The organism is Clostridium intestinale DSM 6191 (genome assembly GCF_900130055.1).
In the GTDB taxonomy this organism is placed as follows: domain Bacteria; phylum Bacillota; class Clostridia; order Clostridiales; family Clostridiaceae; genus Clostridium_T; species Clostridium_T intestinale.
In genome coordinates, this window is record NZ_FQXU01000003.1 from 315,627 (window position 1) to 331,654 (window position 16,028).

20 protein-coding genes are annotated in these 16,028 nt (G+C 29.3%); 4 read left to right on the forward strand and 16 right to left on the reverse strand.

Annotated elements, in window-relative coordinates:
- Nucleotides 1-82: 82 nt before the first annotated feature.
- Together mnmM and BUA92_RS01710 are read right to left on the reverse strand one after the other, a co-directional pair.
- Nucleotides 83-625: a tRNA 5-(aminomethyl)-2-thiouridylate-methyltransferase MnmM gene (gene mnmM / locus BUA92_RS01705; protein ID WP_073016054.1), complete on the reverse strand. Its 543-nt coding sequence runs from the start codon at nucleotides 623-625 to the stop codon at nucleotides 83-85.
- A gap of 17 nt (nucleotides 626-642) precedes the next feature.
- A complete protein-coding gene (locus BUA92_RS01710; RefSeq protein WP_073016056.1) occupies nucleotides 643-1,353 on the reverse strand; it encodes a pseudouridine synthase in 711 nt (236 codons plus the stop codon).
- A 160-nt stretch (nucleotides 1,354-1,513) separates the two neighbouring features.
- On the opposite strand from BUA92_RS01710, the gene BUA92_RS01715 reads away from it, so the two are divergent.
- The 4 genes from BUA92_RS01715 (at nucleotide 1,514) to plsY (ending at nucleotide 4,985) form a co-directional block, all read left to right on the forward strand.
- Nucleotides 1,514-2,329: a TIM barrel protein gene (locus BUA92_RS01715; RefSeq protein WP_073016058.1), complete on the forward strand. Its 816-nt coding sequence runs from the start codon at nucleotides 1,514-1,516 to the stop codon at nucleotides 2,327-2,329.
- A gap of 418 nt (nucleotides 2,330-2,747) precedes the next feature.
- Entirely contained in the window at nucleotides 2,748-3,131 is a 384-nt protein-coding gene (locus tag BUA92_RS01720) for a PadR family transcriptional regulator (RefSeq protein ID WP_073016059.1), read from the forward strand.
- Between the two features lie 101 nt (nucleotides 3,132-3,232).
- Nucleotides 3,233-4,255, forward strand: coding sequence for a branched-chain amino acid aminotransferase (locus BUA92_RS01725; RefSeq protein ID WP_073016060.1), 1,023 nt, complete (start codon nucleotides 3,233-3,235; stop codon nucleotides 4,253-4,255).
- A gap of 133 nt (nucleotides 4,256-4,388) precedes the next feature.
- On the forward strand, nucleotides 4,389-4,985 hold the full coding sequence (gene plsY, locus BUA92_RS01730; protein ID WP_175550842.1) for a glycerol-3-phosphate 1-O-acyltransferase PlsY: 597 nt from the start codon (nucleotides 4,389-4,391) through the stop codon (nucleotides 4,983-4,985).
- A 26-nt stretch (nucleotides 4,986-5,011) separates the two neighbouring features.
- On the opposite strand, the gene BUA92_RS01735 is transcribed toward plsY, so the two are convergent.
- From BUA92_RS01735 to BUA92_RS01795, 14 genes are all read right to left on the reverse strand, one after another.
- Nucleotides 5,012-5,869: an N-acetylmuramoyl-L-alanine amidase gene (locus BUA92_RS01735; RefSeq protein ID WP_073016062.1), complete on the reverse strand. Its 858-nt coding sequence runs from the start codon at nucleotides 5,867-5,869 to the stop codon at nucleotides 5,012-5,014.
- 91 nt (nucleotides 5,870-5,960) lie between these two features.
- Complete coding sequence (locus BUA92_RS01740; RefSeq protein WP_073016063.1) at nucleotides 5,961-7,229, reverse strand: FAD-dependent oxidoreductase; 1,269 nt, start codon at nucleotides 7,227-7,229, stop codon at nucleotides 5,961-5,963.
- Nucleotides 7,230-7,315: 86 nt separating this feature from the next.
- On the reverse strand, nucleotides 7,316-8,035 hold the full coding sequence (locus BUA92_RS01745; RefSeq protein WP_073016064.1) for a zinc ribbon domain-containing protein: 720 nt from the start codon (nucleotides 8,033-8,035) through the stop codon (nucleotides 7,316-7,318).
- 405 nt (nucleotides 8,036-8,440) lie between these two features.
- Nucleotides 8,441-9,097, reverse strand: coding sequence for a DUF5105 domain-containing protein (locus tag BUA92_RS01750; RefSeq protein WP_073016065.1), 657 nt, complete (start codon nucleotides 9,095-9,097; stop codon nucleotides 8,441-8,443).
- Nucleotides 9,098-9,357: 260 nt separating this feature from the next.
- Nucleotides 9,358-9,978 carry an NlpC/P60 family protein gene (locus BUA92_RS23810; RefSeq protein WP_073016066.1) on the reverse strand — a complete coding sequence of 207 codons (621 nt, stop codon included), beginning with the start codon at nucleotides 9,976-9,978 and terminating at the stop codon, nucleotides 9,358-9,360.
- A gap of 130 nt (nucleotides 9,979-10,108) precedes the next feature.
- The gene (locus BUA92_RS01760) at nucleotides 10,109-10,336 is read right to left on the reverse strand and encodes a peptidoglycan-binding protein (RefSeq protein ID WP_083553395.1); all 228 of its coding nucleotides are present in this window, start codon (nucleotides 10,334-10,336) and stop codon (nucleotides 10,109-10,111) included.
- Between the two features lie 45 nt (nucleotides 10,337-10,381).
- Entirely contained in the window at nucleotides 10,382-12,346 is a 1,965-nt protein-coding gene (locus BUA92_RS01765; RefSeq protein ID WP_073016067.1) for an immunoglobulin-like domain-containing protein, read from the reverse strand.
- A gap of 133 nt (nucleotides 12,347-12,479) precedes the next feature.
- A complete protein-coding gene (locus BUA92_RS01770) occupies nucleotides 12,480-13,334 on the reverse strand; it encodes a peptidoglycan recognition protein family protein (RefSeq protein ID WP_073016069.1) in 855 nt (284 codons plus the stop codon).
- A gap of 59 nt (nucleotides 13,335-13,393) precedes the next feature.
- Complete coding sequence (locus BUA92_RS01775; RefSeq protein WP_073016072.1) at nucleotides 13,394-13,645, reverse strand: phage holin family protein; 252 nt, start codon at nucleotides 13,643-13,645, stop codon at nucleotides 13,394-13,396.
- Nucleotides 13,646-13,665: 20 nt separating this feature from the next.
- On the reverse strand, nucleotides 13,666-13,758 hold the full coding sequence (locus BUA92_RS23815) for a hemolysin XhlA family protein (RefSeq protein WP_341411190.1): 93 nt from the start codon (nucleotides 13,756-13,758) through the stop codon (nucleotides 13,666-13,668).
- A complete protein-coding gene (locus BUA92_RS23675) occupies nucleotides 13,759-13,893 on the reverse strand; it encodes a hypothetical protein (protein WP_278335116.1) in 135 nt (44 codons plus the stop codon).
- A 51-nt stretch (nucleotides 13,894-13,944) separates the two neighbouring features.
- Nucleotides 13,945-14,199: a hypothetical protein gene (locus BUA92_RS01785; RefSeq protein WP_242950048.1), complete on the reverse strand. Its 255-nt coding sequence runs from the start codon at nucleotides 14,197-14,199 to the stop codon at nucleotides 13,945-13,947.
- Between the two features lie 454 nt (nucleotides 14,200-14,653).
- Complete coding sequence (locus BUA92_RS01790; protein ID WP_073016076.1) at nucleotides 14,654-15,121, reverse strand: DUF6985 domain-containing protein; 468 nt, start codon at nucleotides 15,119-15,121, stop codon at nucleotides 14,654-14,656.
- 644 nt (nucleotides 15,122-15,765) lie between these two features.
- Nucleotides 15,766-16,017, reverse strand: a complete 252-nt coding sequence (locus BUA92_RS01795) for a hypothetical protein (RefSeq protein ID WP_073016078.1) — start codon at nucleotides 16,015-16,017, stop codon at nucleotides 15,766-15,768.
- Nucleotides 16,018-16,028 lie beyond the last annotated feature (11 nt).

Here is a 16,028-nt window from a genome sequence, read left to right on the forward strand (position 1 = left end):
TCCCATCATTTTTGCAATTGTTAATTAATATAAATTCATTTTATCATTTATTTACAATTCCTACAACAAAGAAATAACAATTTTATTTCTTTTCTATAATTAACAATAACGGTGGGTTATTATCTCTATTAACATACTCTAACTTCATAATACCGTATTTATTTTTAGGCAGGGTTTCTAAATAGTTTAAAATGCAAGTTTTTTCTAGAAGCCCTTCATAATGTCCATAATAAACGGCAATTGTCATTATTCCACCTGATTTTAGCAAATTAAGTCCTTGTTTAATTGAGTTTAAAGTTGTCTCAGAAACTGTAGTTATGTTTTTATCTCCTCCAGGCAAATAACCTAAATTATAAATAATACAGTCAACATTTTCATTAACATAAAAATCTAATTTATCGTGAGAATCTAATATTAACTCAACATTTTCATATCCTTTAGATTTGTAGTTCTCTATAGAAATTTCTTGTATATCAAAAGCGACTACTCTTTTGAAAATATTTTTCAAAAAATCACAATCATGACCATTTCCCAAAGTACAGTCAATAGCTATTCCCTTATTTTGTGTGTATTTAAATATAATATCATGAGATATAGAACTTATGTCTTTAACTAAATTAAACATACTTCCTCCTTTTTAATTTAAAGAGTCTTTATATAATCTACTTCTTGAGTAGATAACTCTCTCCATTTACCTACTTCAAGTTTATCAAGTTTTATGTTTCCAATTGAGATTCTTTTTAATTCTATAACCTCATGATTAAAAGCTGAACACATCTTTCTAATCTGTCTATTTTTACCTTCCATTATGCTTATCTTTACTTTGCTATACTTATTATCAGAAGATATAACTGAAATTTTACAAGGGGCTGTTATATAACCTCCTATATCAACGCCAGATTTAAACTTTTCTAATTCTGAATTAGTAAAAGAGCCTACAACTTTTGCTATATAAGTTTTATAGAGGTTTTTTCTTGGATGTATGATGTTATTATATAAGTCACCATCATTTGTTAGTAAAAGTAACCCTGATGAATCAAAATCTAGTCTTCCTATTGGATAAATTCTCTCTTTAACGTCGATTAAATCTATAACAGTTTTTCTATTCTTTTCATCTTTTACAGAAGTTATTATTCCAGTAGGTTTATTTAACATTATATATCTTTTAATTTCCTCAAGTTTAATTAAGTTACCGTTATAATAAACCTTATCTGTATTTATATCTATTTTTGTACCTAATTCAAGTATCGTTACTCCATTTACGCTCACCTTGCCGGCTAAAATAAATTCTTCACATTTTCGTCTTGATGCAACGCCGCACCTAGCCATATATTTTTGTAATCTTTCTTCCATATTCATCACCTAACTTTGTATTCTCTTAATAAATTATATTAAGTAAAAATAAATAAAGCAAATTTATTGTTTATTGGAATTTCCTGGGAAATTATTCTTGAAGCGATATATTGTTTTTTGATATACTATGGAATAAATATAAATTATAGGTGGTAAAACTATGGATAAATTATTATTTGGAATATCTGGAATACCTTTAGGTAATGGAGAGAAGTTTAATTATGCAAGTGGAATAGAATATCTTAATAGTATTGGATTAGATGCAATGGAATTTCCCTTTGTAAGATCCGTTAATGTTACTAATAAAAATAGAGAAAACATAATTAAAATGAAAGAAAAATATAATTTCTATCTGTCTGCTCATGGTTCCTACTACGTTAATTTAAATGCAGATGAAGAGGAAAAAATCTATAAATCTAAGGAGAGAATAATAAAAGGTGCAGAAGCTTTAGCTTCAGTTGGAGGTAGAAGCTTAGTTTTCCATGCTGGTTATTATCTTAAAGCTTCTAAAGAAGACACATTAGATAAGATAAAAAATGAACTTAAAACATTGCCTAAAGATTTAGTTACATATAGGTTAGAGACTACAGGAAAGGCATCACAGTTTGGGGATATAAAAGAGCTTGTAGACATAGCAAAAGCTGTTTCTAGCTGCAATATATGTATTGATTTTTCACATATTCATGCTAGAGGTGTTGGCTTGTTAAAGGAATATAAAGATTTTGCAGAAATCCTTGAATATGTAGGTGAAGAATTAGGAAGAGATGCTTTAGAAGATTTACATATTCATTTATCAGGAATAAATTATACCGATAAGGGCGAAAGAAATCATCTTCCATTAGCTGAAAGTGATTTTAATATAAAAGCTTGCCTAAAGGCATTCATTGATTATAATGTAAAAGGCTGCATAATATGTGAAAGTCCTATATTAGAAAAGGATGCTTTATATATGAAAAACTTATATAACTCATTATAATATTAAAAACTCCCTGCATTAAAGCAAGGAGTTTTTAGTATTAAAAGTTGAAAAAACGACCTCTTCCAAGCACTAATAACCAAATAAGCATTGGATTATTGAAGAAACAGTTGGTACCAAAAATTGAGTTATAAGGGTAACCGCATCCAAATCCTTGTGAACACCCAGAATTGTATGCACATGGCGGATTACATATACCCTGATTTCTTGTGGTACAACAGTCTCTAGTGGTGGTAGAACAACAGCCACATCTTCTTCTTGACATGTTAATCACTCCAATCTCTTTTGTATAATATATGTTATTCACTTATACCATAAAATGTTAATAAGAATAAAACTTTGTCTACTTAGTGAAGAATAAGAGTAAATTTGCCACAGTATATTTTTGGAGTATAATATAGTTTGGAGGTGATAATTTATGCAGAGAAATAGACTTGTAGCTCCTAGAAATGTAGTTAATACAAAACAATTATATATTTTTTACATATTAAAAAAATTATCTAAAGGAGAAGAGGTTTTTGGGAATAAGATTTTAGAGGATTTTAGAAACAAATTTGAAAATGCATCACTCCCCTATCCTGTTTCCTCATCAACTGTATACGATACTCTTTATGATTTAGAAGAACGTGGGTATGTTAATTCGAAGTGGCTTGGCGATGAGTTTTTAAACAAAAGAAGTAAAAAAATATACACTATAACTGATTCAGGGATTGATTACTATAAAAACAACATAAGTGATTATGTTGATAACTTAAAGAAGACCAAAGGTATTTTAGATATAATGATAGGTATGCTTTTATAAATATTTAAACAAGTTTTTTAAATTTTCATATAAAAATATGGAATTTTGGTGTAGAATAAAATTATTTAAAAAACTAACAAATCCTAAAGGGGGTAATTTATATGACAAAAGTTGATATTGATTGGAGTAACTTGGGGTTCTCATATTTAAAAACAGATTTTCGTTTTATTTCTAATTGGAAAGATGGGAAATGGGATGAGGGTAATCTTGTAGAAGATAATATGCTAAAAGTAAGCGAAGCTTCTACGGCACTTCACTATGGACAGCAATGTTTTGAAGGATTAAAAGCCTATAGGACTAAAGATGGAGAAATTCAATTGTTTAGACCAGATCAAAATGCTTTAAGATTAAATAGAAGTTGTAGAAGGCTATTAATGCCTGAAGTACCTGTAGAAACGTTTATAGACGCTTGTATGCAGGTTGTTAAAGCTAATGAGGCATACGTTCCTCCTTATGGAACTGGAGCAACTTTGTATTTAAGACCTTTTGTAATAGGTGTTGGAGATAATATAGGAGTTAAAGCAGCTCCAGAATACATATTCTGTGTATTTTGTTTACCTGTTGGTCCATATTTTAAAGGTGGTATGACACCAGTTAATTTTATGGTTTCGGATTATGATAGAGCTGCTCCTTATGGAACTGGTGGTGCAAAAGTTGGTGGTAACTATGCGTCAAGCCTATATCCACATGAAGTTGCAGCAAAAAAAGGTTATGCAGATTGTATATATTTAGATCCTGCAACTCATACAAAAATTGAAGAAGTTGGATCAGCAAACTTTTTTGGAATAACTAAAGATGATAAATTTGTTACTCCAGTTTCACCGTCTATTCTGCCAAGTATAACTAAATATTCATTATTACATGTAGCTAAAGAATATTTAGGACTTGAAACTGAGGAGAGAGATGTATTAATAGATAATTTGGATGAGTTTAAAGAGGCTGGTGCATGTGGAACAGCTGCTGTAATTACTCCTATAGGAGGAATAGATTATAATGATAAACTTCATGTTTTTTATAGTGAAACTGAAGTGGGACCTGTTACTAAAAAGTTATATGAGACTTTATGCGGTATACAGGTAGGAGATATTGATGCACCAGAAGGATGGATATATAAAGTTAAATAGATGACTTTAAGATTGTCACAAATTTGATTAATACTTTAATTAAATTTGTGACAATTATTTTTATTATGTTATATTTAAGTAATGTGTGCTATAATAAGTTCTCGAGAAGATGAAAATTATTTATTTGAGGTGCATAATGATTATTATTGTAAGTTTTTTAGTTGCATTTTTGTGTGGTTCTATACCAACAGGATATCTTATTATTAAAAGAATTTATGGGATAGATATAAGGACAAAAGGCAGTGGAAATATAGGATCAACAAATGTTAAAAGAATTGCAGGAACTAAGATATCACTAATAACTCAAGTTATAGATATACTAAAAGGACTTCTTCCAGTTCTAATTAGTATTTTAATATGGACAAAATTTAATTTATCTATAAATAAAGAAGTATATATTTCAGTGGTAGCTTTAGCAAGTATATTAGGTCACGATTTTACTCCCTTTCTTTCATTTAATGGAGGAAAAGGTGTAAATACTACGCTTGGTGCATTTGTATTAATAGCCCCTATTCCAGTAATGACAGGAGCTATATTTCATATAGTTTTAAAGAAAGTTACAGATATAGTAGCTATTAGATCTATAATATTAGGAGTAATAATTCCACTAACTTGTGTAATAATGAGATTACCTTTACCAATAATAGTCACAACTACTATTTCAGGAATCATATTAATTTATAGGCATAAGGGCAATATAAAACAGTTATTTAGTAAGGAAAATATATAAGCAGCACAATTGTGCTGCTTTTTAATTTACAAACCTAATAATTTTCTCCATGTATTTGGACCAACTATTCCATCAGTAGATAATCCATTAGATCTTTGGAAACTTATAACTGACTGTCTAGTTTGAGGACCAAATATACCATCTGCTGCAATGCCTAATTTCTGTTGTATCCACTTAGTTATATTACCTCGAGCCCCTTGACTAACCATAGGAGCAGCTGCTAATGTTTTAGGGCCAGCAATTCCATCAACTACTAATCCAGAATTAAACTGTGTATTTATTTCTTGTTGAAGGGTTCTTATATTGTTATTACCGCTATTTGGTGGACTAGGAGGAGTAACCGGTATTGATGGTTCAGGAGTGATGTTTGAATTTGTTCCAGTTAGTCCTTTTACTATGGCTCTAGCTATGACATCAGCATTGTATCTGTCAGCATCAGCTCTGTTATCAACGAAACAGCATTCAACTAATATAGCAGGAGCTACCGTATTTCTTAAAACATAGAGATTTTGGCTTGTTTTTACTCCTCTATTTGGATAATTTAGTTCTGCTAGACTATTCACAACATTTCTTGCATATTGTTCTGCAGTACTTCCGGTTCTATAAATCCATACTTCAGAACCAGTTCCTCCACCTGCATTTAGATGAATCTCAACATATAAATCAACATTTTCTGAATTTGCTTTATTAACTCTATAAGATAGGCTTTGCCCAACTGAGCTAGCATTATCAATTCTACAAAATACAACAGTATGACCTTGTGCTAAGAGATAGTTTTGAACTAGTTCTCCTATTTGTCTAGTACATATGCTTTCGATTAGATATCCGACAGCACCATAATCAGCACCTGACAAGGTATGTCCTACAGCTATTGCATATTTCATTTATGCATACCCCCTTTTAAAATAGTACTTAATATATTCTATTATTAAGTACTATTTTTGGAGACTGTTTTCGACAACATAAAAATTTAATTTAGACTAATTTTTGATTAAATACGTTATCTAAACTTACCTTTTTAACTCTATTTTCTATTTCTTTAATATCTATAGAATATAGATTAAGGTCTTTCATTCTTTTAAAGTAATCTGATCCAGCAAAAGTATATCTCGATTTCCTACCTTCTCTTGTTTGAGATTTTTCATTTGCAAAGGATATAATATCGCCTATGGATAATGAGGCAGGGAGAGTTAATAAAGGTATGCCTAAACAAAATCTTACTGCATTATGTCCAGCTAAGCTTCCAGTTGAAATAGCCTCAGTATGTCCAACAAATAAACCTGATTTTTCGCCTGCACAGAATAAATTATCAACTCCTATTACTTTCATATCATTTGTTCTAGGAGCAACGGATAGATATCTAATAGAATTACCTTGAGATCCAGCTAAAGGATCTACATATCTTGCTTTTTCTAATCCAGGTATTTTTCTTAATTTATCAAGTGGATAGTATGAGGTCATTAGCTTCGCGTGTCCTGTATCTAACATTACAAGATTTTCTGCAAACTCTTTAAGTGCATATTGTTGACAAACTTTAGCTTCAAGTTTATCATAATTAACGTCTTCTGAGGGAACTTGAAGGACTGCTACTCCCGTTGTCTCTAGCTGATTCTTTAACTCTTCTGATAAGCTGTCTTTAGCAACTTCACAGGAGCCAGAAAAAGCTCCAAGCTTATCATCATTTCTTTCACCAGAAAAATCTTTAACTCCAGCTCTTTCACTAATTGATATTCTAGGTCCGTAAGATGGACACCTTAATATACACATTGCACAGCCATTTCCGTATCTTTGACAGTTTCCCATCGGACCCGTAGAACCAGTGGTTTCAACGATTACGTCACCTTCTATATAATCTCCATTAGATAGACGAACTCCTTTAATTATTTTTTCATTTTGCTCTATATCAGTAACTCTAGTAATTAGGTGAAGTTTAATATCCATATCAGTTAATAATTTTCTAACATCGGGTTCAATGGACGTAACATCATAAAGTGAAGCATGTTCATGGCCAGGAAATTTTATATTTTTATGATTTGAATTTTTATCGCATAAATGTATAAGCTCAGGTGCACCTAATGCAATAAGTTCCTCAGCAGCAGTAAACCTACCGTTGTTTCGCATTATTCCACCTATATTTCCTAATCCTAATAACAAATCTGTCTTTTCAAAAACATGAACCTCTGCTCCAGCCTTTTTAGCTGTAATAGCAGCTGCGCAGCCAGTCCAGTTTAAATTACAGTACACAAAAAGACTACAAATAGTGATATTTGTAGTCTTAATAAGTCAGTACGTCTATATAATCAAAGATTTTTATATAAATTATAAATAAATTACTTATTTGTATTTATTGAAGCATTTTTGATTTTTAAATATTGTCCATCTTGAACAGTTATATATTTTTCTGCTTGTAAGTTATCATTAGTTATTATACTTTGTAAACCTCCAAGACTATCTTTGTCAACTTCAATATATCCCATATTTGAATCTGGAACAACTTTATATTCTCCTGCTGGTATATGAACGCCTACCTTATACATACCAGATTTATAAATGCCATCTTCTGGTTTAAGAGAAGGCGTTTTATCAAATGCATACATATCAGCACTCTTTAGATTTACATACTGTCCATCTTTTACTGTTATAATAGTATTCCCTTGTACGTTGTCATTCATTACTATACTATCAAGTGTACCAGAACTATCCTTTGTAACTTCTACATATCCTAATCCTTTTGAAGAAATAACTATGTATTCTCCTGCTGGCATATCTTGACCGACCTTATAATTTCCTGCTTTTATTTTGTTTTCATCTTCCTTTTTAGTTTCTGGTTTTGAATTTGATTCAGTTGTTATTTTTGAACCATCATTTTTCTCTTTGTCACTCTTATCTCCTAACAAGGAGCCTATAGCACCTATAATTACTAATATTCCTATTCCTATTAGTACAGTTTTAAGACATCCTCCTGCATTCTTTTGTCCACATTTAGGGCAGGTCTTTGCATTTTTGGATATTTCCTCTCCACAAGCTTTACATTTCTTTAATTTTGTCATTACTATCTTCCCCTTTTAATATTATTATGTAAAATTATTATTCAATTTAGAGTATAATATGAGAAAAATAGACAAGCAATATATTCGACAAAGGTATGTATAAAAATACAAATTGTGCAGTGAAAATAAAAATGTATAAGCAAAAGATATAATAAGTTGTTTTATAGAGTACATTGAGAGTATCCATAATTTAAACAAGGCAATTAACGTGAGGTGAGAAGATGCGGCATGATATTTATTATTAGTATTTCTTTTTACATATATTACTTTATATATTAATTTTGAATTGTTATTTGGGTTAATTTTATTTGAAAGTTTAACTACATAAAAAAAGCCACAACCAAGTAAATTAATACTTAGTTGCGGTTTAATTGTAAATTTATAGCACCTAGTAGAAAAACTGCTTTATAAAGCAGTATACAAATCCTCTACAGGAAAAATAGTTTCCATAAGGTTCTGGACATCGCTATTTAGAGGTACCCAAACATCATCTTCTAAAGTTAAATAAAACTCAATATATATAGGCGTTGCACTTAAAGTTCCATTTGCTAAATCTGAACCGATTTTTTTTACGAGTAACTCCGTAAGTTGTTGCTCTGTCATTGATTGATTAGCTAAATATTCTTCTTTAGCGAAATTTATACTATCAGCACCTATCTTTTTGAAGTCAAATGCTTTAACTTTAATTTGAACTCTTGCATTATCTTTCTCTGAAGATATTGGTGTAACTTCATATTCTATTTTGGATAGGCAAGTTATAAAATCTTTAACATAGTTGTTTTTAGTTTCTTCTGAAATTGAAATCTCTTTATTATTTGACTCTGAAACTGCCGATACAAGTTCTCTTTCTAATTTAGCTCTAACTTGTTCTGAATAGTCAGCACTTAAACCTAATTTATCTATATTAGAAGCATCATTTTTTAGTAACACATCTAAATAGATTTTAGCCGTTTCCTCTGGCGTAGCTTTAGGTGTAATTGTTTTCTCTTTTGAGCATGAAGCAACAACAAAAGTAACCATCAATAAAGCTATTATACAACTCATTTTTTTTAGTTTTTTCATTAATATGTCCCCCTTTAAATTGTATATATGAGTATATTATGTTATCTATCATAATATAGGTTCATCTTATATAGGTTCATCTTTTTAATTTTAGTTGTTTAAGTATAGTTTTTTCTTTAATTTAGTTTGTAAAACTAAGAATTCCATTGTAAATATTATCATATAGCACAAAAGGGGACAAGTATATAAAATGTAAACAATTTGATAAATATAACAAAAATAACAGCTTCTTTAAAAGAAACTGTTATTTTAATATGGTTTTAATTCTTCATAGATTTTGATATTAATACTAAATCGTATATATCAACAGTACTATCATTATTCAAATCATAGATTTGATTCCAATCAGTATTAGTATTTGAATACCCATATTTTTCAGATAACATAGCTACATCAATAATATCAACATAACCATCTTTATTAAAGTCAAATTTTTCATTAGAGTTTCCATCTAATAACACTCTTCTAGCTGCGTAGAAAGAATAAATATTAGATACTTTTACTACATCTCCTGGTTGAGATGCGTGAACCATTTGTCCATTCCCTACATATATACCTACATGACTAGCACTAGTAAATACAAGATCACCAGGAATTAAATCAGATTCTTTTATTTCTATTCCATTATTTAATTGGTCATACACAGTTCTAGCTATTGGAATTCCAGATTGTTTATATACGTATTGAGTAAACCCAGAGGTATCAAAAACATCAGGACCAACTCCACCAAAGACATATCTAGCTCCTAGTTTACTATAAGCTGTATTTACTATTGAAGATTGATCTATATTACTTGATGCATTAGATTTTACTAAAGGTAATAAAAGAATCGTTAGGATAATAGTTAAATTAACTACTAGTATTTTTTTTAAAATTTTCAATTTATATTCACCCCTTTACCCATATTTAAATATACCATAAATATACCTAGAGATAAATAAATTACAGGAGTAACTTAAAATTTTATTTTTATAATTATTTATTTTCAATATAATAATAGATGTGTAAAAACTAGGCTAAATATTTAATTGATAGTAAATGATAACATAACCATATAGTCATTATTGTAGCACTTAATAACTTTCTCCAAGTATTTTGTCCAACTATTCCATCAGCAGATAATCCTCCTGATACTTGGAATGCTATTACTGCTACTCTAGTCTTTTCTCCAAAGATTCCATCTGCAGTTCCACAGTTAAATCCTAATGTATTTAATCTTTCTTGTGCTAGTCTAGTTATATTCCCACTAGCACCTCTTTTCTGATTTTATAAAAAACTCCTTTATTATTCGTTAATCCTTCTCGCAATAATTGTTAGATCAAATATATCTACTATTCCATCTTTATTAATATCTACTCTTTGATTCCAATTAGGTTTAGAACTTACAAAGTTATAATTTTTAGCAACTGCTGCTAAATCTAGTATACTTACAGTTCCATCATAATCAATATCACACTTATCATTAATAATTAGAGTTGCTTCCTGATTTACCTGATTACCTGATAAATCACTAACTAAAATATTAACATTTTGTCTTCCAATTTTACCCCAATCTGGCTCAGGTGAATACTTTAAATTGAGATTTTCCTCAAACCTCATGATAAGTTTTTCTGGTTTAACATAGCCATCTTCAATTACATTAAGAACTTTATATGCCGCATAAACAACAGGACTAGTTTTATCAATAGTAAATTCAAAATTCAATTGTCTTGTATTATTTGAATCAAATGATACAGAGTAATAACCTTCTTCGCTTATAATTCTTTTAGTATCTAAATTATAGCTCTCATAATTTTTACTTATTTTTAACGAACTTAAATCAATTAAATCTGGTATATTTAATACTATATCCTTATTAAAATAGTTTTCGTTAAGCTCACCACTATTATCATAAGTTAAATCGTTAATAACCGAAATCCAACGATAACCTTCATATAAATTATCATTCTTCCCAATTGCCTCATATTTGATAAGATATATACCCTCTTTACTGCTGTCTACATTTCCAAAATATTTAACCTTATCTGTAAACACTCCCTCAAAAGTACTACTTGCTTTTACGCCTTCAAGAGCATTGAATTTTTCCCCTATCCTAATTTTTTTATTCTCGCAACCTTGAAAAACTGACTTTAAATTAAATTTATATTCTTTAAAAAAGTCAGATTTACTATAAACTTTTTGATTTCCTATTTTATCTTTAATTAAGATTGAGTCTAATACCCATTCTCCTAATTGCATATCTGAAGTTATATTAAATGTAGCTCTTAACTTTTTACTTAATTCATCATAATTTAAATACTCAGTTTTTTCCACTCCTGTTATCTTATTTTTTATTGATATACTTGCTCTGGAATCTATGTTTATTCCAGAGTCATAGTCAACAGCATCTATTTCTACAGTTAATTTGTCTCCTACTTGTAATTCAGTCGACGACCATGTCATGTCATTTATTATCGGTGCAGTTACGTCTATAGATGTTCCTAAGTTTACTTTATATACTTTACTAAAATCGGATTGAGAATAATATTTTTGATTTCCTATGCTATCTTTGAGGCTAACGAAATATAACTCCCATTCACCCGTTTGTATATCCGAATTCACATCAAATTCAGCTTTTAATTTCTTGCTTACCTCATCATATCTTAAATCTCTACTCATTGTTACTTGTGTTAAAACACTATTTCTTATAAATATGTTTGTTCCAAAACCAATACTTATACCAGATTCATCACTCGCGTCAATTTCTACAGATAATTTTTTCCCTAATTGTGACTCGCTTACTGACCATATCATGTCAGTTATTACTGGAGGCATTATATCAATAGATCCATTAATTAAATTTATCTTATAAATTTCACTAAAATCCTTCTGATAATAATATTTTTGATTTCCTGCGTTATCTTTAAGTGATATAAAATATAGCTCCCATTCTCCTAACTGCATATCTGAAGTTATATTAAATGTAGCTTTTAATTTCTTACTTACCTCATCATACTTTAAATATTCAGCTCTATTAACTTTAGTTATTTTGTTTTGTATAAACACACTTGAATCATAACCTATATTTATTCCTGATTCGTCACTCGCATCTATTTCCACTTCTAATTTGTCTCCTACTCTGATCTCTGTTGCTGACCATACAATTCCGTTAATTTTAGGTGGTGTTATATCATCAGATGCTTGTACAAAAGTATAGTTTACAAACAATAAAAAAAATATAACTAAAAGACTTAAAATTTTCTTCTGCATACCTATCCCCCATTAAGCTATATTATTTCTAAATTACCACATGTTAATTATAATTCAAACTTATGGAAAACACTAGTTTTAACGTATATTCACAACCAAACTATAATTTGAAATACAATTAAGAAAACTATATCTAATTTTTAAATAGTTCTTTTAATGTATTAATTCCAATTAAAGAATCAACTTCTAGTCCTCTATCTTCTTGAAATTTAACAATTGCTTTATAAGTTTCTCCACCTACACCATATGCTGCATCTGCTCCAAACTTAGATAACTTGTATCCTAATTGTATTAATCTTTTTTGAATAATTCTAACTAATTCATTAGTTTGCCCTTGAGAAACTAAAACTTTTCTAAATGCTTCTATAGTTAAATCTCCTAAATAGCCATCAATAGCTAACCCAGTATTATAAAGACTATTTAAAGCCCTCTGTAAATCCTTAACTAAATCACCTTCTATATAATTCATCCAGGTATAACGAATTTCTTCTACTGAAGTTTTTGCCCCACCTATAGATTTTACTTCTGACATAAATACATTTTTATCTAATCCTGTTCCTGGGCAATCGGTTGAATAAGATTCTCTGTGAAATCTTACATACTTACCTTTATCATCAAAATATTTAGCAAGTCTTAGTATACTATCTTTTTGTTGTCCTCCTAAAACTTCTGATCCCTTATTAAAATTACCAAGAATTTCACACGCAAAAGCTCCTGTATTTTTTCCCAATATAGATGCTGGAGTTTTATTGAAATCCCTTCCAGTAACAAATAGCCCGTCAGGCAATAAAGTAACATGTTGTCCAATATCAGCCCATCCATTTACATTTACGTGATAGTTCTTCATGTTTTGTTGAAGCTCTAATCCATTATTACCATTAAAGTCCGCTTTGCATGGTTTATAAGTATGATGTATATGTAACTCCACATGATTGTATTTGTTTAGCCTTTCTAATAGTTGATCTAGTGTTAAAATTTCAAATCCCATTTTTATCATCCTTTCAAATTTAATTATATGAATTTAAAAGAAGCCATAAGGCTCCATGTTTACTCTGATTTATTAATTTGCTTAACTAACTGATTAGTATAAACAGCTGCACCAACTACAAGTACCCCTTGTACAATTGCCTGAACTGTGTAACCTAACATAGATATAGATGCAATAACACCTATAGGTAATAATACTATTGGAATGTATTTATCAGGTATTTTTTCAGTTCCCTTTAAAACCATTCCTAACACATAAAGTGCAGGTACCAAGATTAGAGCATTTTCAGTTATAAATTTTGTAAATTCCATTTTTACATCTCTCCTTAAAATTATTTTTTAAATAAAAGAGCAATAGCTCCAGCGATTACCGCTCCAACTACTGCTCTCCATAACCATTTATTATTTTCTTCTAAATCTTTTATTCAGTTATTTGCAACCTTTATTTTTTCTTCTAGATTTTCTAGTTGTAAAGTAACTGATTTTGGAATGTTCTCTAGTAACATTTCTATTTTCACTAGGCGCTCTCTAATTTCTTGAATAGTATCTCTCTCATCCATATTTCACCTCTTAATATTTTTAATATAAAAAAACTGCCTTCACAACGCTCTTTACATCTTCCATAACATCCACTTACAGGTGTTAATTTCAAATTTTAATTCATAAACTTTTTCTATTTTATTAATCAAACTTTGACATCTAAAAACTAGCATTGGGTTTCCTGCGAGTATTTCTTTCTCAACAAACATTACCCTATCAACATTAATTACTTGTTTTGTTTCATTCTCATTACTAATTCTAAATCTAATAGGGCATGGCGTACCATTTTCATTAAACCATGCAATTACGTCTACAAACTTAACCATTACTTTCACTCAATATCAACTCCTCATATTACTTCAAGAAATTAATACTAATATAGCAAACAAATGTTCTCACGTAAATGCATAAATCTTGGGAATTAAAATATAAATGTATACATTCATTAAATACTGTTAATAATCAAAATAACATTCCCCCATAAAGAATGTTATTTCTATAAGGAAGGTTCATATGATTGCTAAACACTATTTTTAATTTAATAGTTTGTTACCTTCCTTATAGAAAAGTTTAGTAATTATCTCCTAATTGAATAGATATAAAAAAGAAGGTATATAGTAGCTTGAATACCTTCTTTTTTTGTTTTTGATATGTATAAATTTTTTGAACTTGATAATAATAAAAATATTCTACATTAATAAAATTCATTAAAAAGAAGATGCTTTGTACACAAGGAGCATCTTCTTTTTATTATCTCTTTATTTAGTTATGACATCATAATCAGTCCAAATAGACACAATCTACAATATCACGGTCAACTTTAACAAATTTTTCGTCTACAAAAACAGCGGCCCAGCCATGTTCTTCATCCCATGGGCAACTAAGTGACAGTATCACGCACACATCAATATTTTTTGATTCGTATTTGTTATTATCTGTTTCACTTTTACCATATACACCATCTTCCAAAGCATAAAGATTAACATCTGTACCTGTATATTTTATAAGGTCTGCTGGCGACTTAATTTCCTGCCAATACTCTTTACTTTCTTCCTCATCATCAGGTCCCCATTGTTCATACATATCATCATAATAAAGTTTTATAAAGGCTTTTAACATCTGAGCCTCCAGTTCAGGTGTCCATCTATCCATAAGTCTCTCACAAGCTTCCATGCCTTTTTCAATATCATCACAACCATCTTCATCAATTCCAAAATCTTTCGGATTTAGTAGCCCATTGTTTAACATTTTATCTCCTCCCAAAATAAAAATTTTCTGTAATCACATTATCTTCTATATTCTACATGATTACTTAATGATTCAATGTAATTTTCTTTTAATTTAAGCAATAATAGTTCTCTAGTCATTACTTTACATTCAAGCCGTTGTAACTCATCAAGTTTATCCCATGCCAATATTGTCTTTACCATAATTTATGCTATCCAAATTATCATTAATCTTCATTGTTAAAGCAAATTGCTCAGTAGTTATGATATTAGCTTATATTGTTATATCCCTATCTAATGTTAATACAATATCATCTACTGAAATTCTTCTTAAATACTTAATTTGTTCCCAATTCCATTATCATAATAGAATTCTTCCTATTTTACTGATAATTCTTACCCCATACAAACTATTCAACATATAATGTGAAATTCCTTTTGTTTATTGGTTTATCAATAAATTTTAGTACAAAATTTTTAAAACTCGTTAATAATCAAAATAGCATTCTTCCATGAGTGTTATTTCTATCAAGAAGGTTCTTATGATTGCTAAACACTATCTTTAAATTAATAGTTTTTTACCTTCCTTATAGAAAGTTTTATAATTATCTCCTAATTAATATAGATACAAAAAGAAGGTATAGAGTAGCTTAAATACCTTCTTTTTTAGATGTATTTACTTAAGTCAATGCTTTCTTTTAATTTCACATTACCATCTATGATTTTAAACTTATCTTTATTTCCTAATACATAGTTATCTTTTTCTAATACAATAAAGTCCCATATTATTTCATAATCCTCTTTATTATCTCCAAAGAAATTCATATCTTGAATTCCTGTTGAGAGAGTTGTTATTTCACCAGTTCTTTTTGAGTAATACAGTGTCATTGACTTTTCATGTTCTTCTATTGTAGCCATTTTATCATCTC